The organism is Pirellula sp. SH-Sr6A, assembly GCF_001610875.1.
Classification (GTDB): Bacteria; Planctomycetota; Planctomycetia; order Pirellulales; family Pirellulaceae; genus JBKCUI01.
Genome location: NZ_CP011272.1, coordinates 475,707 through 493,500, shown reverse-complemented (window position 1 = coordinate 493,500; position 17,794 = coordinate 475,707). Strand labels below are relative to the sequence as shown.

19 protein-coding genes are annotated in these 17,794 nt (G+C 55.3%); 8 read left to right on the top strand and 11 right to left on the bottom strand.

Annotated elements, in window-relative coordinates; genetic code table 11:
- The first annotated feature begins 325 nt into the window (after positions 1 to 325).
- A complete protein-coding gene (gene gap, locus VN12_RS01655) occupies positions 326 to 1,354 on the top strand; it encodes a type I glyceraldehyde-3-phosphate dehydrogenase (RefSeq protein WP_146675200.1) in 1,029 nt (342 codons plus the stop codon).
- A gap of 182 nt (positions 1,355 to 1,536) precedes the next feature.
- On the opposite strand, the gene VN12_RS01650 is transcribed toward gap, so the two are convergent.
- Positions 1,537 to 2,379 (bottom strand): ABC transporter permease, encoded by an 843-nt coding sequence (locus VN12_RS01650; RefSeq protein WP_146675199.1) that lies wholly within the window; start codon positions 2,377 to 2,379, stop codon positions 1,537 to 1,539.
- Positions 2,376 to 3,398 (bottom strand): ATP-binding cassette domain-containing protein, encoded by a 1,023-nt coding sequence (locus tag VN12_RS01645; RefSeq protein ID WP_146679752.1) that lies wholly within the window; start codon positions 3,396 to 3,398, stop codon positions 2,376 to 2,378. The genes VN12_RS01650 and VN12_RS01645 overlap by 4 nt, the downstream gene beginning before the upstream one ends.
- Positions 3,399 to 3,451: 53 nt before the next feature.
- On the opposite strand from VN12_RS01645, the gene queC reads away from it, so the two are divergent.
- The 4 genes from queC (at position 3,452) to tgt (ending at position 7,671) form a co-directional block, all read left to right on the top strand.
- Positions 3,452 to 4,150, top strand: coding sequence for a 7-cyano-7-deazaguanine synthase QueC (queC, locus tag VN12_RS01640; protein ID WP_146675198.1), 699 nt, complete (start codon positions 3,452 to 3,454; stop codon positions 4,148 to 4,150).
- Positions 4,151 to 4,263: 113 nt separating this feature from the next.
- Complete coding sequence (locus tag VN12_RS01635) at positions 4,264 to 5,334, top strand: PstS family phosphate ABC transporter substrate-binding protein (protein WP_146675197.1); 1,071 nt, start codon at positions 4,264 to 4,266, stop codon at positions 5,332 to 5,334.
- A 30-nt stretch (positions 5,335 to 5,364) separates the two neighbouring features.
- Positions 5,365 to 6,534: a YbaY family lipoprotein gene (locus tag VN12_RS01630; RefSeq protein WP_146675196.1), complete on the top strand. Its 1,170-nt coding sequence runs from the start codon at positions 5,365 to 5,367 to the stop codon at positions 6,532 to 6,534.
- 3 nt (positions 6,535 to 6,537) lie between these two features.
- Entirely contained in the window at positions 6,538 to 7,671 is a 1,134-nt protein-coding gene (gene tgt, locus VN12_RS01625; RefSeq protein WP_146675195.1) for a tRNA guanosine(34) transglycosylase Tgt, read from the top strand.
- A gap of 29 nt (positions 7,672 to 7,700) precedes the next feature.
- Here the strand turns inward: tgt and VN12_RS01620 are convergent, their stop codons facing one another.
- From VN12_RS01620 to secG, 9 genes are all read right to left on the bottom strand, one after another.
- Positions 7,701 to 8,492 (bottom strand): metal ABC transporter ATP-binding protein, encoded by a 792-nt coding sequence (locus VN12_RS01620; RefSeq protein WP_315850183.1) that lies wholly within the window; start codon positions 8,490 to 8,492, stop codon positions 7,701 to 7,703.
- Complete coding sequence (locus VN12_RS01615) at positions 8,492 to 9,520, bottom strand: metal ABC transporter solute-binding protein, Zn/Mn family (RefSeq protein WP_146675194.1); 1,029 nt, start codon at positions 9,518 to 9,520, stop codon at positions 8,492 to 8,494. Before VN12_RS01615 ends, VN12_RS01620 begins: the two co-directional genes overlap by 1 nt.
- Entirely contained in the window at positions 9,517 to 10,251 is a 735-nt protein-coding gene (gene bshB1 / locus VN12_RS01610; protein WP_146675193.1) for a bacillithiol biosynthesis deacetylase BshB1, read from the bottom strand. The genes VN12_RS01615 and bshB1 overlap by 4 nt, the downstream gene beginning before the upstream one ends.
- Entirely contained in the window at positions 10,248 to 10,886 is a 639-nt protein-coding gene (locus tag VN12_RS01605) for a phosphopantothenoylcysteine decarboxylase (protein WP_146675192.1), read from the bottom strand. Before VN12_RS01605 ends, bshB1 begins: the two co-directional genes overlap by 4 nt.
- A 9-nt stretch (positions 10,887 to 10,895) precedes the next feature.
- Entirely contained in the window at positions 10,896 to 11,441 is a 546-nt protein-coding gene (locus VN12_RS01600) for a flavoprotein (RefSeq protein ID WP_146675191.1), read from the bottom strand.
- 15 nt (positions 11,442 to 11,456) lie between these two features.
- Positions 11,457 to 11,720: a DNA-directed RNA polymerase subunit omega gene (locus VN12_RS01595; protein WP_146675190.1), complete on the bottom strand. Its 264-nt coding sequence runs from the start codon at positions 11,718 to 11,720 to the stop codon at positions 11,457 to 11,459.
- Positions 11,705 to 12,301, bottom strand: coding sequence for a guanylate kinase (gene gmk, locus VN12_RS01590; RefSeq protein ID WP_146675189.1), 597 nt, complete (start codon positions 12,299 to 12,301; stop codon positions 11,705 to 11,707). The genes VN12_RS01595 and gmk overlap by 16 nt, the downstream gene beginning before the upstream one ends.
- 63 nt (positions 12,302 to 12,364) lie before the next feature.
- Positions 12,365 to 13,243 (bottom strand): YicC/YloC family endoribonuclease, encoded by an 879-nt coding sequence (locus VN12_RS01585; RefSeq protein ID WP_146675188.1) that lies wholly within the window; start codon positions 13,241 to 13,243, stop codon positions 12,365 to 12,367.
- Positions 13,244 to 13,326: 83 nt separating this feature from the next.
- Complete coding sequence (secG, locus tag VN12_RS01580; protein ID WP_240491287.1) at positions 13,327 to 13,953, bottom strand: preprotein translocase subunit SecG; 627 nt, start codon at positions 13,951 to 13,953, stop codon at positions 13,327 to 13,329.
- A 1,261-nt stretch (positions 13,954 to 15,214) separates the two neighbouring features.
- Here secG and VN12_RS01575 point away from each other — a divergent pair.
- The 3 genes from VN12_RS01575 to VN12_RS01565 are packed head-to-tail and all read left to right on the top strand — an operon-like array spanning position 15,215 to position 17,772.
- The gene (locus tag VN12_RS01575; RefSeq protein WP_146675186.1) at positions 15,215 to 15,817 is read left to right on the top strand and encodes a hypothetical protein; all 603 of its coding nucleotides are present in this window, start codon (positions 15,215 to 15,217) and stop codon (positions 15,815 to 15,817) included.
- The gene (locus VN12_RS01570) at positions 15,814 to 16,719 is read left to right on the top strand and encodes a hypothetical protein (RefSeq protein WP_146675185.1); all 906 of its coding nucleotides are present in this window, start codon (positions 15,814 to 15,816) and stop codon (positions 16,717 to 16,719) included. Before VN12_RS01575 ends, VN12_RS01570 begins: the two co-directional genes overlap by 4 nt.
- A gap of 42 nt (positions 16,720 to 16,761) precedes the next feature.
- Entirely contained in the window at positions 16,762 to 17,772 is a 1,011-nt protein-coding gene (locus tag VN12_RS01565; protein ID WP_146675184.1) for a sugar phosphate isomerase/epimerase family protein, read from the top strand.
- The last annotated feature ends 22 nt before the right edge of the window (positions 17,773 to 17,794 follow it).

Genomic DNA, 17,794 nt, shown 5'->3' with positions numbered 1-17,794 from the left:
GAGATCTGCCGAGGGGTTCAAAACTGGAAGAGATTGCGACATATCTGGCGACATATCCGTCGATGGCACGAAAAGCTTTTATCAGCATAAAGTGAGCTGATTTCATTGTAGGCGAGAATCGGAATTCGACATGGGGTTTTCTTAGCGATTGCTGATGTTTCAGGTCGTTTGTATATTCAGCGGCACATCGAGATTGAACCGGTCGCCTAGTCGACGGGATGTGGTTTCGGTGAAAGGGTTGGGGAGGTAACCTGATCGCGAACGACGGGGTACGCGGCGGCCTCAACCAGTGTCCGTTTCTTTTTTTGAGTTGGAGATACCAGCGGTGACAGTTCGAATCGCAATTAACGGGTTTGGTCGTATCGGTCGATTGACATTCCGCAACTTGATGAGCCGATCGAGCGAGTTCGAAGTTGTTGCCGTCAATGACTTGACCGACAACGCAATGCTCGCAACTCTTCTAAAGTACGACAGCATTCACGGTCGCTACAACGGCACAGTAAGCTACGACGACAAGCACTTGATCGTCGACGGCAAGAAGATCCTGGCGTTGGCCGAAAAGGATCCGACCAAGTTGCCTTGGGGCGAAAATAACATCGACATCGTGATCGAGAGCACCGGATTTTTCACCGGTCGGGCAAAGGACGGTAAGCCAGGTTACGATTCCCACCTTACAGCGGGTGCTAAGCGAGTCGTGTTGAGCGCCCCTGCCAAGGATGGAGCCGATTTGACGTGTGTTCTCGGGGTTAACGACGACAAACTAACGAAAGATCTCAAGTGTATCTCCAACGCATCCTGCACGACAAATTGCTTGGCACCTGTCGCCAAGGTTCTCAACGAGACCTTCGGTATCGAGACCGGCTTGATGACCACCGTTCATGCTTACACGAACGATCAACGCGTTCAGGATATGCCGCACGCCGATGCGTATCGCGCACGAGCCGCCGCTCTGAACATCATCCCTACGACGACTGGAGCAGCTTCGGCAGTTGGTTTGGTCATTCCTGAATTGAAGGGCAAGCTCACCGGTATCGCGATGCGAGTTCCAGTTCCAACCGGTTCGGTTGTCGACTTGACCGCTAACCTCAAAAAGGATGCCACCGTCGCAGAAATCAACGCCGCGATGAAGGCGGCTGCGGAAGGTCCACTCAAGGGAATTCTTTGCTACACCGAAGATCCCATCGTTTCCAGCGATATCATCGATGATTCCCACAGCAGCATCTTCGCCGCAGACTTCACCCAAGTCCTCGGTGACAAAGGCAAGCTGGTTAAGGTGGTTTCCTGGTACGACAACGAATGGGGTTACAGCTGCCGAACCGCCGACCTTTGCGCTCGTTTGGCAAAGCTTCTCTAAGCGATGAAGCTGGGCTCGCCCCAGTCCTCTGCAGAGGTGGTGATCACCGCCTCTGCGACAAAAGTCAACATCCAAGAGCCGGAACCGCACGATGCGTTCCGGCTTTTTTTACGCGCAGTTCCGAGCTGCCGGGGGAATGACGCTTGTTTCCGACGCCCAACGCTCAGGCTGCAGGCTGTGCATCAGCCGCCGAATCCGCTGTAGCGTTTCAACCCCGCGGCATAGAGCACGCGGCTCAGTATGAAAAAGAAAAAGGTCCATCCGATGAGCATGGCCATGTCGATCGCCAAGGCGGTTCCTGTCACCTTGCCAAGGAACACGGCTGCGGGGAAGTAGGCGAGATACTTGATGGGCAAATAGCCGACAATCGTCGCAAACGGCTCGGGGAGAATGTCGAGCGGGAACATGTGACCCGATAGAAAGAATTGAAAGAGCATATAGACAAAAAGAAGCGACGAAACCTCGAGCATCCAAAATCCTACCAGTCCGATGCAAGTCTCAAGATAGAACCCAAGCGCAAAGCTGAAGACCAGTGAGCCGACGAATGCGAATAGCACTTCAGGTTCTGGCCATCCGCGCGTGAAGTAGTCACGACACAGGAAAAACACGAGCGCGAAGGGGAGAGTGGCGATGGTGTAGTAAGCCAGTTTATGCGCAACACGAGACCAAAAAAGAAAGGAAAGCAAATCAACGGGTTGCACCAAGAACTTTTTGATCTCGCCATCGCGCACTTTGAGAGCGATGCTCGACGAAAGTCCTGGCATCGACGAAAAGGCACGCCCCACCATGGTGAGCAAGTAGTAGGCGACCATGTCTTGAAAAGTGTAGCCGCTGAGGGTGGCAGTTTTAGGAGAGTCGGGATCGAGCGATTGAAAGATCGCCCACCAGAGGAAGATCTGGGTGACGATGGGCAAGAATCGCATGAGCGTGCCGATCGCGAAATCCCCTCGATACGCGACTCGCTCTGCCAAAGCCATTTTGAGGATATTCCATCGCAAGCTCCACGCGCTGGCCCAGTCGCTCATGACTTCACCTCGTTCGATGGGAGGTGCGACGGTGCATGAGGGCCGGAAACGTGTGCGAAAAGTTTAGCGATGACTTCCTCGAGCGGAGGATCCGCGACAGCCATGTCGTGAATCTTGTAGTTGTTGAGAATCCCAGATAATACCTGGGAGACTTCGCTGCGATTGCAACGGAGCGAAACCCTCGGCATCACAATCTTCTCAATCGTTCCCAATCGCTCCAAACCTTCGGGCGATACGCCATCGGCTAGCTCGAGCGTGATGATCTTGTTCGTAGAAAAATCCTCGACGATACCTTCGAGGGAACCATCGTATTGCACGGTCCCCTGCGCGATAACCACGACACGCTTGCAAAGTGCAGCCACATCCTTCATGTAGTGGCTGGTAAGCAAGACCGTGATTTTTCTCTCTTCCTGGTAGTGCTTGAGAAACTGTTGGATTTTGTGCTGCGCGATAACATCCAGCCCGATTGTCGGTTCATCCAAAAAGAGGACTTCCGGACTGTGCAGTAAGGCGGCGATGAGCTCCATCTTCATCCGTTCGCCCAGAGAAAGCTCTCGAACGGGGCGACCTAACAATTCGCCGACTTCGAGCAAGTCTGTCAATTCATCCCTGGTTCGTCGAAAGCTCGCATCGTCGATGTTATAGATCTGCTGGTGCAGTCGAAAGGACTCTTGAGCGGGAAGATCCCACCACAGCTGATTCTTTTGTCCCATGACCAGCGCGAACCGTCGGCGATACTCGAGGTTACGTTGCCAAGGTACAAAACCCATGACGCTGGCCTCGCCCGAAGTGGGGTAGATCACTCCGGATAGGAGCTTGAGGGTTGTCGTCTTACCCGCTCCGTTGGGGCCGAGAAATGCGACGAACTCGCCTGGCTCCACTTGCAAGCTAACATTGCGGACCGCTTCCACGGTCTTGTACTCGCGATGAAAGAGCCCGCGGAGAGCCTGCCCAAGCCCTTCTCTCTTTTGGTAGACGCGATACGATTTTGACAAGTTGCGAATTTCGATGATGGCCATGGCGGGATTATAGAGATTCATCGGTTCCCTCCTAGAAAGAGAATGCTCCGAAGATGAAGAATTTAAAGAAACCCGCGGTGGTTCTGTTGAGCGGTGGCCTCGATTCGGCCACCTGCATGGCTCTCGCACGCGAGCAAGGTTTCTCGTTGTACGCAATCAGTTTCCGATACGGCCAACGGCATCGGGTGGAGCTGGAAAAGGCCCAGGCGGTCGCCAGCGCTTTCCAAGCCGAGAAGCATGTGATTCTCGATATAGATCTTGGCAAGCTGGGTGGGAGCGCGTTGACCGATGTCTCGATCGATGTACCGAAACATGAATCGGTGGACGAAATCGGCGAGGATATTCCACTTACCTATGTTCCTGCTCGCAACACCGTCTTTTTGTCTTACGCACTCGCTTGGGCCGAAGTCCTTCAGTCCAATGACATCTTCGTCGGCGTGAATGCCCTGGATTACAGCGGTTACCCCGATTGCCGGCCGGAGTATATCCAAGCCTTCGAGACGATGGCGAATCTGGCGACGAAGCGGGCGGTGGAGGGAGATCGCCTGACGATTCATGCACCATTGATCCATTGGTCGAAAGAGGAGATCGTTCGCAAAGGCTTGGAGCTGGGCGTAGATTATTCCCTCACATCATCCTGTTACGATCCGTTGCCGGGCGGATTCGCTTGCGGGCACTGCGATTCCTGCCTTCTTCGCGAAAGAGGCTTTCGGCTCAATGGAATGCAGGATCCGGCTCGACAGCCCTTGTAGGGGAAGTTCCGAGCTGGGATTGTCCAGGCTGCCGGGATCGATCTGGGCACCAAATGCGAATTCCTGTAGATTGATGCGATTGATCAGCGTTGGCGATACCAAGGAGGAGTTTCATGCGCGTCGCATTTGTTTGCAGTCTTTTGATTTCTATGGTGAGTGGGAGCGGTGTCGCTTCGGCTCAAACCCGTGCAACTCCCGCTAGCAATCCCGTTGCCGTTCAGCCCAGCGGTGTAGCCACGACGAGTGTTCCGGCAGCCCCGGACTCCCAGCACCTGGCCCTCATGTCGCTGCTGGAGTGTCTAGAGCTTTATCATCCCTCCAAGGACTTGCAGGGGGCAGCAAAGCTCAGTGGCTCGACCACTATGATGTTGCTCGGTAAAGCTTGGGCCGATCGCTTTCGAAACTTCCATACCAAGGTCGAATTCACACGCGGGCCCGACGGTACCGATGCCGGCATCAAAGCGCTCGCAGAAGACCCGAGCTTGATCGTCGGCGCGAGTCGCCCGATCTCCGAGCAAGAAATAGCAACACTCAAAGCGGGTAAATGCAAGGAACCGATGAGCGTGATCGTCGCGCTCGATCCGCTCGCGTTGTATGTGCACGAATCCAACCCGCTCGCAGCCGTTACCCCGGAGCAACTCGAGGGCATTTTGAGAGCTCCTGCCCAAAAGGGCGTCCATTATGCGACTTGGGGGGAATTGGGTGTGACGGGTGCTCTGGCAGATCAGCCGATTCGCATCCACGCTCGCAGCGAAATCGCTGGCACCACCGCGTTTATCAAGCAGTTCCTATTGCGAGGAGAAAACGTGGCCAAAGAAGTGGGCTCGCACATGTCCAGCCAAGCGGTCTGTGAAGCCATCGCTAAGGACACAGCGGCTGTCGGAATCGCTGGATTTGGCGATGCGGTACCCGGGGTACGAACCGTGGCTCTCTCCCTGAGAGGGACTATTGTTCCAGCGAATGAACAAAGCTTTTTGAGCGGCCAGTACCCGTTGGTCCGACCATTGGTTCTGGTCTTTGACAAGGCGCAAATGAAAACCGATGGCGGATTGCGCGAGTCGATGCTTCGCTACATCCTCAGTCGCGACGGGCAGATGGAAGCGATCCGAGCGGGCTTCTTTCCGTTGGATCCATCGTTCATTCACAAAGAGTTGGATGAGATCTGCGGAACGCAGATGCGATAACCCCAAGAGTCATTTTTCAGGAGCTACAACATGAATAAGCTGATTGCATTTGGGGTAGGAATCGCTTTGCTCGTTTCCGGTGAGCATGTTTCCGCCCAATCGTCCACATGGGTTGATATGCTTTCCGGGGCTTTGCCTCGGTCCACCTTTCCCACTCCGAGTACCACCCAGCCCTCCGCGTCAAGCACCGGAAATTGGGGAGCCCCTTCGTATGCGGGTGGGTACCTCAACACGCGACGTGATTGGAAGTTGGGGGTGGGTATCCAGAACAACGAGGTCGGGGCGATTGTAACGACCGTAGCGCCTGGGAGCGCGGCACAGCAAGTCGGGCTTGGGGTGAACGATGTGGTGGTCGCTGCCGGTCCTTCCCGATTGGGACTGGTCGATGGCAGAGTGATCGAGCTCGCCGAAGAGATCAAACGGTACGCGGATTCCTATGGTCGTATCAATCTCTTGATCATGGATTCACGAACACGAAGCTTGCGCAGCGTCACGGCGAACTTGACATCCAACTCCAGCGCATTGTCAGGCTCGATCGCAATCCGTGACAATATGAACTTGCCCGCGGGCGCTTACCTCAATGTGCAGCTCAAAAACATCACGCGACCGTTCTATGAGGTCGGCGGAGGGAGCACCACCGTGGCCGTGCAAGGCTTTGGGCCATTTGCGTATGAACTCAATGTCGATCCACGTTATGTGTCGCCCAGCGATCAGTACCAACTGATTGCAACGATCACCTATGGAGCACAAATTCTCTACCAACTCAACAACCCGCCTACGCTCAACGCCAGCTCGTTAGGTCAAAACTATAACTTGGTGTTGGACCGTTCTGGTGGCATCTCGACGGCCGGCTCGTCTGTCAGTGCCGCTTATCCACCCTCGTTCGGTGGTTCCAGTGAAGCCATTAGCAAACTCTTTTTGCAATACTTGGGTCGCGCTCCTTCGTCCGCGGAATTGGTTGGATGGCAAGGCTACTTGAGCCAAGGAAATTCGCTCGACGCATTGAAAGTGGGAATCCTTTCCAGCATCAAGTATCGAGAGATGTTTCGAGGCGATGACGCAGCGTATGTGCAAAGCTTGGTGACGGCCTTGGTGAACCGAACACCAAACCAACAAGAACTCAGTTTCTGGTTGGGACGGCTGCAAGCGACCGGATCGGCGGAGACCGTTGCCCGTGAAATATTGGATCAACGGCGCTAAGGTATGGTCCAATCCTCCCGATTCCCCTTCGAACTTTTGGGGGTAGATGCGTCTACCCATGCAAGGCGAGGGCGATTGCACCTGACTCACGGTGTCGTCCAAACTCCTGCCTTTATGCCCGTTGGAACGCAGGGGACCGTAAAGGGCTTGACCATCGACCAAGTGGAGTCGACCGGAGCCGAAATCCTGCTCGGGAACACGTACCACCTGGCGCTGCGGCCTACCTCCGAACTCGTCGCGGAACTGGACGGACTGCATCGCTTCATCGGTTGGGACAAACCCATTCTCACCGACAGCGGTGGCTTCCAGATTTTCTCGTTGGGGGATTTGAATCAAGTCACGGAGGATGGAGCGACGTTCAAATCGCATTTGAACGGGTCAAAGATCCATTTGCGCCCTGAGGACTCTATCCGAATCCAGCAAGAGCTCGGTAGCGATGTCGCGATGGTGCTCGATCACGTTATCGCATTGCCCGCCGAGAAATCTGCGGTTCTCGACGCGATGCATCGCAGTATCCGTTGGGCCGAGCGGTGCAAACGCTACGCATCCCGCGAGGATCAAGCGTTGTTCGCGATTGTTCAAGGCGGTCTCGATATCGAACTTCGTCAACAGTGTGCAGAAGGCTTGGTGTCGATCGGTTTCGACGGTTATGCCGTGGGTGGTTTGAGCGTGGGCGAACCGCCCGAAGAGATGCTTCGTGTACTCGATGGTATTTGTCCTGTTTTGCCAACCGACCAGCCTCGCTATTTGATGGGGGTAGGGACGCCCATCGATTTGGTGGAAGGGGTTGCGAGGGGCATCGATATGTTCGACTGCGTCATGCCAACTCGAAACGGACGCAATGCCCTGGCCTTTACGGCAGACGGACCGCTACGGATGCGGAACAGTTGTCACACACGCGATGCCCGACCGATCGAAGAAGACTGCCCCTGTTTGGCTTGTAGGCATTCGCGAGCCTACATACGTCATCTCTTTATGTGTGATGAAATGCTAGGGCCGACGCTGTTGTCGATTCACAATCTCACGTTTTATCAACGGCTCATGGCCGCCGCTCGATCGGCCATCGAAGAGAATCGTTACGGCGTATTTTTGGATGAGCAGCGAGTGAGGCTCGCGCCCAAAAAATCACAGGATTAGACGCGTCATTGCGCGAAGGGTGTCGTGACTTACAGAGATTGTCGACGGCGAATCGCTTCGGTGACTTCATCCAATAGAGTGAGACGTCCACCGTACGTGCGTCGAAGGTTTTCGGGGGTGAAGGTGGAGTCCATCGGTCCCCAGGCTACGGCACGAACATTGAGGAGGATCAACCAGTCGAAGTACTCGGGGACGGTGTGCAGATCGTGATGGACAACCAGGATTGTCTTGCGGTTTTGTTGCAACGTACGGAGGACTTCGATGATCGACTGCTCGGTGGCAGCGTCGACGGCAGCGAAGGGCTCATCCATCAAATAGACATCTGCCGATTGCACCAATGCTCGGGCGAGAAAGGTGCGCTGCTGTTGACCTCCAGAGAGTTGGCTGATCTGACGAGAAGCCAGCTCGGCAATCCCCACTTGCTCAAGCGCCTCCATGGCTTGCTGCCGATGTCTACTTTGCACGGGGCGAAACCAACCGATCTGGCGATACAGTCCCATCAAAACAACATCTAGCACCGAAGCTGGAAAATCCCAATCGACCGATTCACGTTGAGGTACGTACGCGACGCAAGGTAGTTGCCCCTCCATCGGTTTTCCCTCCAAGCGAATATCGCCACTGACCCTAGGGATCAAGTTCATCATGGCCTTGATCAACGTGCTCTTCCCTGCGCCATTGGGGCCTACCAATCCGACCAATGCACCAGAGGGGATATCGAGACTGATTTCCCATAAGACTGGCTTTCGCTGGTAAGCAACGGTCAAGTCCGAGATGGCGATGGCGGGCAAATCGATTGGACGATGGGATGGGAGAACTGACATTAAGAAACCGCTCCACGAACTGACCCGTGGCGAATATCGTTCGCGGAAGGGGTCGGTGGAGGAGGAGGTGTCGGCGACCCACCCAGTGCTTCGACAATCGTGCGCGCGTTGTGCTCCATCATGCCGAGATAAGTATTGGTAGGGGGCTCGTTCCCCATCGCGTCGGTGTAGAGTGTACCCCCGAGTGCTACGTCCCAACCTTTCTGCTTGGCTCCTTCACGGAGCGATTGCACACCCTTTTCTGGGACGCTGGATTCGATGAAAACCGCGGGGACCTTTTGTTCGACGATTAACGATACCAACTCCTCGATCCGCTTCAGCCCGGCTTCAGACGTCGTCGAGATTCCCTGAATCCCCTCGACACGGATTTTGTATTGCTTGCCGAAATATTGAAACGCATCGTGCGAGGAAATGAGAATCCGCTGGGATTCGGGAATCGTTTGCATCCACTCCGAGATCACTGTGTTCAGCTGCTGCATCTTTTGCCGAAGTGTTGCACCTCGAGCAGTGATTTCGCTTTGGTGATCCGGCAAGAGTTTGACGATCGCGTCCTCGACTTTGAGCGAGACCATTTCCCAAAGAGTCAGATCCATCCAGCAATGTGGATCCATCGCTGAGTCTCCTTCACCGTGGCCAAGCAATCGATCTTGAGGTAATTGGTCGCACAATGGAATGCGGGGGGAGTTATCGGACTTCTTCTCGAGAACATCCCCCATGCGGCCCTCCAATTTCAGCCCGTTATAGAGGACTAGTGAGGCGCGGAGGATACTGCGCACGTCGTCCGAACTGGGACGATACAAATGCGGGTCCACCCCCGGTCCGATCAGTTGCTCGATGGTTGCCAGATCCCCAGCAAGCGTTTTTGCGACATCGGCAATCATTCCCGTTGTCGCAACGATGACAGGCTTGCCTGCGGCTGTCCCTCGCTGGCTCGAGGAGCGAGAGGGGCATCCCGCGAATAGGACCCAAGCTGCTCCGGTGCATCCGAATGTTCGGCGGTTTAACGTGTTTTGTAGGGCTTGCTTCATAATAAGGATTGGAGATCGGAAAGTCCGATCGGTTCTTTCGATGCAAAAGGCTCGCCGTAACGGGTACCGATCGCTTTGCCCCAGAAACCTGCTTCCTCGCGATAGCGTTCAATAAAAGGTTCTTCGGGGACGGGGCGACCGGTGACGAATTGGCTCTGGTAAGCTTCGATCGCGGCCGCTTTTGCTTTCCAGTGTAAGGAAATATCGACGACAAATGCGGGTTGCGGGACGAGTTTCAGGTGGATGCAGAAGTAATAAAAGATTCGTTGTGGATGGAATGGCTCACCGGGAATGTCGCTTTTGGTGAGTTTGCTCCAGAATCGAGCGGCCTCGACCAATTCCGTTGCTGCGACGTGATCCGGGTGGGCGTCTGACCAGTAAGGGGCAAACAGCCACTTGGGGCGAGTAAGGCGAAAGATGCCGGCCAGCAGACGTCGATTCTCGAGCGTCGGTTCGAGGAAGCGGTTTCGCAATCCAAGGTTATACCGCCATGGATTGCCCAGCCGTTCGTTGGCCCGTGCGGTCTCGGTTGCCCGGATCTCCGGCGTGCCGAATGGGGTCGGCTCACCATTGGTGAGATCCAAAATTCCGACCTTCCAGCCTTTCGCCTGAAGCATGGCGATGGTCCCTCCCATCCCGAGTTCGGCATCGTCAGGATGGGGAGCGATGACCAGAACATCCAGCGGGCTTGGGATTACGGGAAGACCGGGATACTCTGGTACTGCATTCATGGATTGGAATCGAGTAGATGTTTTTGAATTTGATGAAGGATTCGGTCGGCCACGAGTTGCTTCGGTCCAGCGACTTGTTCGACAACCTCCCCGTCCCGTTTGATGATTTCCACCGCGTTGTCGGGAGAGTTCATCGCCTCGGCGCTATTGGAAACGATCATATCGCATCGTTTTTTTGCCATCTTTACGATCGCGCGAAATCGAACATCCTCGGTTTCGAGCGCGAATCCGACAACCCATTGATCGATCCGCTTGAGGGCTCCGAGCGTCGCAACGATATCTGGGGTCTCACGGAGAGAGAGTTGAAGACCCTGGCCGGTCTTCGAAAGTTTTTGGGAGGCGATCTCGATGGGCATGTAATCGCACGGGGCGGCTGCACCGATGAGCCCATCAGCCGTAGCGAATGCGGATTGCGTCGCCTCGAGCATTTCCTGGGTTGAAATCACGTCGATGACCGTCGCCGCAGATGGATAGTCTACTTGGACCGGCCCTGATATGACGGTAACCTGATGACCTAATCGAAGGGCGGAAGTGGCGAGGCACGCCCCCATCTTTCCGCTGGACGAGTTGGTGAGATAGCGAACCGGATCTAGGTACTGCCTAGTCGGGCCGGATGTAATCACGATATGAGCCATGAGGAGATGCTAGGACTCCTCGCGAATCAACAGAGCCATGCAGGCTTCGAGAATCGCATCGGGCTCCGACATTCTCCCCTCACCGGACCGCCGACAAGAGAGCCAGCCCGAGTCGGGGCCGACAAAATGAACACCGTCATCGCGAAGCTGCTGAACATTCCGCTGCACCGCTGGTTTCGACCACATCGCGGTACTCATGGCCGGAGCCATCAACACAGGGCATTCGGACTGAAGATAAAGTGTGGGAAGAAGCCCGTCACCGAGCCCATAGGCGCAGGAGCCGAGAATGTGCGCTGTCGCGGGGGCAATCACCAAAAGGTCGGCGCCATCGACGAGCTCAATGTGAGGCCCCAGCGGAAAACGGCTGTCGAAACTGTCGACGACTGGGGCCTGGCCGCACAATGCAGCGAGCGCCGCACGACCGATAAAATGCTCCGCCGATGGGGTCATCGCAACCGACACACGGTTGCCGCCCTGAACGAGCCTGCTAACCAGCGCGGCCGTCTTGTAAGCTGCGATCCCGCCGGATATTCCAACAACAATGCGATGCGCCATAGGAGCGAATTCGCATTACAGGTCGCCGGAATCCAAGTCCAGCAATTCACCTAGATCTGCGGTCTCGCTGAGAATCTTCAGTTCACCATTGGTGGTCAAGAAGATTTTGTCCTGAAGGATTTCGTGGATCACGATCTCCATCTTGTCGTCCGAGTTCATATCGACCAAGGGACGGCTGCCGCGATTGAGCTGCACAAGCCTCTTTTGGATCAACGTCGAGAGCTTGAAGCGTCCGCCGACTTTGTTGACGATGGCTTCTTCTTTTAACTCTTCGAGCATGGAATCTTTTCTCCTTGGTATTGCTGAAGCAGTCGATCGATCTGCTCCACCGTGTTGTCGAGGTTTACGTTGATGATTTCGTGTGCGTAGTGATGCCGCATTTCCATCTCATCCGCCGCGACGTCCAATCGCCGCTTGAGGGAATCGTCTGATTCCGTGCCGCGATCCCGAAGCCGTCGCTCTAGCTCCTGCATGGAACCAGGGTGGACGAAAATGGTGATTGCGTCCGAGTAATCTTGAAGCACCGACAACGCACCTTGCACATCGATCTCTAAGATTACCCACTTGCCATCATTTAGACCAGCCGAAACGGTCTCTTTCAAGGTCCCGTACCAAGTTCCCCGTCCAAAGACTTCCTTGCACTCGAGAAACTCTCCTGCCTGACGCTTGTTTTCGAACTCGTCGCGACTTAGGAACCAATATTCCCTGCCGTGCTGCTCCCCCGGCCGCGGAAGGCGGGTGGTGGCCGATACGCTCAGAGTAAGGGGGAGCGAACTGCGATCCATGAGCTGTTTGACCACCGAGGACTTACCAGCCCCCGAAGGCCCGGAAATAATGATCAGCTTCCCAAATTCCGTCATAGCTGGACCCGAAAACGGCTCTTCTTGTTGATTTGACTGGATAAATTCTATTCTACGATCGGACTATTCTATGTTTTGAACAAGCTCTCGAATTTGCTCGAGAATTGTCTTCATCGACACGACGCACACGGAAATTTCGGCGTCGTTCGCCTTCGATCCAATCGTATTGGTTTCCCGTCCAAGCTCTTGGACGAGGAAATCGAGCTTTCGACCCTGGCTTTCCGATGCGCGGAGCACGGTCTCGAATTGATGAAAGTGACTCTCCAGCCGCGTCAACTCTTCCGAAATGTCGGCTTTATCGCAGAAAAGTGCGACCTCTCGAACGAACTCCGAGGACTCAAGATCCAGCCCACGGCTCTCGCAAGCCGTCCGAATTCTCTGCTCAAGCTTGGTTTGATAGTCCAAGACAACCTGCGGCGCCCGTCTGGAGATGCTGTCGCGAAGCGATCTGAGATCTCTCAAATACTCCTGGAATTTGTTCGACATGGCCTCCCCTTCGGCCCGCCGCATCGCCTGCAGATCCTGAAGCGCTTCCGCGCACGCCTCCCGGATTCCTTGCTCCAACTCGGGATTATCCCCCGGTTTGGGCGTATCGAGGACGCCGGGAAGCGCCATGAATCCACTAACATCGGGGTGGAAAGGAAGAAGCATCGCGTCCGCGGCTTCCTTCGCCGCCCGAAGATAGGCTTGGAGCACCGGCTGGTTGACGAAGGCCGATTCCTCGACATCACTGGACGTGACGCGAACGTACAAACTAACACTTCCCCGCTTAAGGAAATCGCGAACAAGTCCCTCCAAATCGGACTCAAGGGGGGCAGCCAAGTCCGAAAGCTTGGTAAGGATTTTCAGAAAACGGTTGTTTACAGTTCGGATCTCCACCTCGATGGCATATCCGCCAAGCCGTTTCGAAGACTCCCCGTGACCGGTCATGCTCAGCAGCATCGGAATGCCTGCTGAATGAGGGGATGGGATGGATCGCTCGGCATAGATAGGGCCAGGGGGAGCAAGGAGCAAAAGGTTGAGAACTAGGGTTTTGGTTCGGTGGACGTTCCTGCAGGATCCACAGGGGGAGGCGCGTCGGTGGATGCGGATTCCTTAGGAGTTGTTTCGGACGCGGGAGTCGCCGCTGGAGTTTCCGTTGCAGGAGCAGCCGTCGCCGGCGCTTCCGTAGCTGGGGGGGGTGCCGGCGGCAGGTTCACGGCTGGCAAATTCACAGCAGGCAAATTGACCGGGGGAACATTCACCGCCGGGGCAGGTGTCTCGGGCGCGCCGGACGCGGGCAATGGACTCGACCCGGCGGGTGCAGGGATTGCTTCCCCTTCCTTGGGACCGATGGAGAGCGCTCCCGCGCCAGAAGTGGTCGTGACGCTCGGATCCGCTTCAATATCCAGCGTTTCAGGCAAATACCACCAACAAACAAAAGCGCACAGACAAATCCAGAGCAACACCGAGATGGCCGTGATTCGAGTGAAGATATCCCCCGCTTTCACGCCAAACGCACTGGACCCGCCAGCACCGCCCAAAGCACCGGTGAGACCGCCGCCGCGACCACGCTGGAGGAGAATGATCAGAATGATGAAAACCGAGAGAAGAAACAGCAGCGGTCCAAAAATGTATTGCGATAGCTGGAACGCGAAAAACGGGGTAGGCACGGAAAGTAGCTCCTTCGACTCGAAATTCTTACCAAACTCTTGGTCCAACCGGTTTTTTAGCAGAATTTCTCGGACTTGTTGAGAGCCGTTTCCATTTCTGACTGTTTTCTTGGGGGGAGACCTTCATGCACGACATTTCGTCACCCAATACCGGCCCCGGGTCGTTGACATGCCACGGGAGTCTGTTACGCTTCCGACTTACGTAGTTTACGCAAAGCCCCTAACCGGTAGATTTTGCCAAGCATTGGTTAACCAGGCGAAAGCACCGCAAGGAGCGTCGAAGTCGGTTTTGACGCGAGTGGTCCATATTGATTCAGGATGTACATCGTGGCGTTGCGTGGATCCATTTACTGTTCCCTAGGGAGGATGTTACGAATGATTAAGGTACGATTGGCATCGTTGGCCTTGGCAGCTGTTGTTGCCTCGAGCTCTTTTGCTTCGGCTTCTTGCGGCGGCCGAGAAGGCTTGCTCGCAAAGCTTCACGCACGCAAGGCTTCTTGCTGCGAGCCAGCTCCAGTTTGTGCACCTGTCTGTGCACCAGCACCAGTTTGTGCACCAGCTTGCGAACCAGCACCCGTTTGCTGCGAACCAGCTCCAACCTGCGGTGGCCGTCAAGGTCTTCTCGCTCGCTTGAAGGCTCGCAAAGCTGCTAAGTGCTGTGCTCCAGAGCCAACCTGCTGCGAACCAGCTCCAGTTTGCGCACCTGTCTGTGCACCAGCTCCAGTTTGTGCACCAGCTTGCGAACCAGCACCAGTTTGCTGCGAACCAGCTCCAACCTGCGGTGGCCGTCACGGTCTTTTCGCACGTTTGAAGGCTCGCAAGGCTGCTAAGTGCTGTGCACCTGAGCCAACCTGCTGCGAAGCTGCTCCAGCTTGCGGATGCGCAACCGTTGCTGCTCCAGCTTGCGGATGCGCAACCGTTGCAGCTCCTGCTGCTGGCTGTGCATCGTGCGGAACCACCGTCAACGCCGGTGCTGTTCAAGCAACCGAAGCCGCTCCTCCTGCAGCACCAGCTGCTCCTGCATCCGCTAGCGACGCGAAGCCAGCTGCTTAATGTCGTTTGCTCGGTACTGGTTTTTCCAGATACCACCAACCCAAAGAAAAAAAGGCCGAGGTGTATCCACCCCGGCCTTTTTTTATGGAACAGCTCGAGAATAGTTCTTCGGAGTTCTTCCTTCCCGCATCCAGGAAGATGATTAAACTCTCCTGGAACGCCCCTCAACGAACCTCCCACCGCCGTTTCTCCAATCCCACTTCTCCCTGTGCGCGACCCAGATTCGAACCTTCCCAATCGCACCGTATTGCCTGCTTCGTTGAAGAGGATCATTTCGGTTTGCGTGGTATTCCATTTCCTCCTTCTCTGGACCGTTTACTCCTCGAATTGGAGACGATCGGCGACCCAAGATCGCTGGATTACCACTTTCCATCCCTATTTGTTTGGGCTCGGGCTCGGAACGGAGATGATTCCAGTCGACTGGGGACGCGCCCCCCAAGCCGATCTGCCTAGCCGCTTGATCTTGCAGTACGAAAACAAAGCCCTGATCTACTTGGACTCCCGAACGTTGACGTGGGATCGACTCAAGCAACGGCAGTTGCTCAGCATTTTGGTCACTACCATCGATTCCTTGGACGACGAGAGTGTTACGCAAGTCCTCGCTTCCATCGTCGCGCACGCAGAGAAGATCCAAGGCAATGGCTTCGAACTTGTTCGAATAGAACGGATTTCCGATCCCGAAGTGGGTTATGAAGAGATCTATCGCGCTTCGGTTGTGCGAGATGATGTGGGGCCGTTGCGTTTTGTCCCGGCGTTGGAACCCCAACGCACGATGCGACGCGTGATCGAAACAGGAGGCCCCCAGTCATGAATCGATGGCTTAAACTGGCGGGTGACTGGAATCGCTTTTGGTTCCGCGGCGACGCGGAAGTTCGTTCTTCGACGATTCGAATGGGGCTTGGCGTTGCATCGCTCGTCGCATTTATTGGGCATATCCTATTCGCGAATGCTTGGCTCGGCTCGGATGGCTGGCTCAATCCCTCCTCGGGACTCTATCTGGTCGGACAAGGCGTGGCAGGAACGGGTGCCGAATACCGATGGTCGGTTTTTTACACATATCCAAACCTACTCGTGCCCCTCAGTTGGGTTGGTGCTGTCCTGTCGGGGCTGCTGGCGGTTAGTATTGCGCCTCGCTTTTGTGCGTTGACTGCATTCCTTTTGCTCGCCATGTTCCACCACCGAGCACCTCTCTTACTGGGGCGTGGCGAACCACTTGTTCTCCCCTTTTTGCTTTACAGCCTGCTTCTTCCATCGACAGGGCTTTTCCCGTTTGCAAAGAGCCCGCGCGCCGATGGATCCACGGTTCCCCTCTGGAAGCGGGAGCTGGCCACTCTGGGGCTTCGGTTGATGCAGGTCCATTTTTTGTTTTGGTTCTTGTTCAGTCTTACAACCATGCTCGGGAACGAGGGGTGGTGGACAGGAGAATCGGTCCGGCAGCTTCTGGCCGACGCTCAAGGTTGGATACCCACCTCATGGGCAACCGTGACGGTAGCGGAGTGGATCACGCATGGTGTCATTCAAATTCAAATTGCCTTCCTATTTTGCATGCTGCTCCCGCCCCTTCGTGTGATCGGTTTCGGGTTGTTCGTACTGTTTCTCGCTGCGGCACTGCTCGTGATCGGTGACTGGCAATACGTTATCATCTTGGCGGGCGCATCGTTGCCCCTCTGGGTGGGAAACCGTTGCTGCGCGTTGAACCCTCGGGACGCTTAATTTCCTATTGGTCCATATTCTTTCCTCGGAACGATCCCTCTTATGAGTCGCAATAATCCCCCCGGGAAGCCCGATCCAAGAACCACTCGAATCCACCGACGAGCCTTCGCGAGCGGTCTCGCTGCCGCGACTGCAGCGACAGGGATATTAGTAAGCCAAGGCTATGCCTCCTCACCGGCGAACAACATTGCCACCGAACCTTCCACTCCAATCGTCAAGACCATGCCAAGCTTCCGCTACTGTCTCAACACCAGCACCATCCACGGCGAAATCGTTCCGATCGAGAAGCAAATCGAGATCGTGCAATCGGCAGGCTATGATGGCATCGAGATTTGGCTTCGCGATGTAGACAAGTTCGTTCAAGGGGGCGGCAAGGTAACCGATTTGCGAAAACGAATCGACGATGCAGGGTTGCGAGTCGAGAGCGCTATCGCGTTTGCAAATTGGATCGTGGACGACGAGGCAAAACGCAAACAGGGCTTGGAACAAGCGAAACGGGAAATGCAGACGGTCCTCGATTTGGGTGGAAAACGCATCGCCGCTCCACCAGCAGGCGCCACCAATGGCGATCGACTGGATCTCGATCTGGCAGCAGACCGATATCGAGCCCTCCTCGAAGTCGGCTCGCAAGTAGGCTGTTTGGCGCAACTCGAAGTTTGGGGATTTTCGAAAAACTTGTCCCGCTTGTCCGAAGTCCTTTACGTTGCGGCTCAAGCCCAGCACCCAGACGCATGTATCCTGCCCGATATCTATCACCTCTATAAAGGAGGATCGCGGTTCGAGGATTTGAAATTCCTGGCTGGAAAAAAAGTCCATGTCTTGCACATGAACGATTACCCCAATCTTCCTCGCGAATCGATCAATGATGCGGATCGAGTTTATCCAGGAGATGGAACGGCTCCGATTGCCGACGCACTCCAAACGTTGATTAGCAGTGGCTTTGAAGGAGTCCTGTCCTTGGAGCTTTTCAACCGCGCTTACTGGTCCCAAGATCCCTTGTTGGTCGCGAAAACCGGTTTGGCGAAAATGAAACAATCGGTTGCCGCTCTTTGATTTGCCAACCTTCGGTCACTTG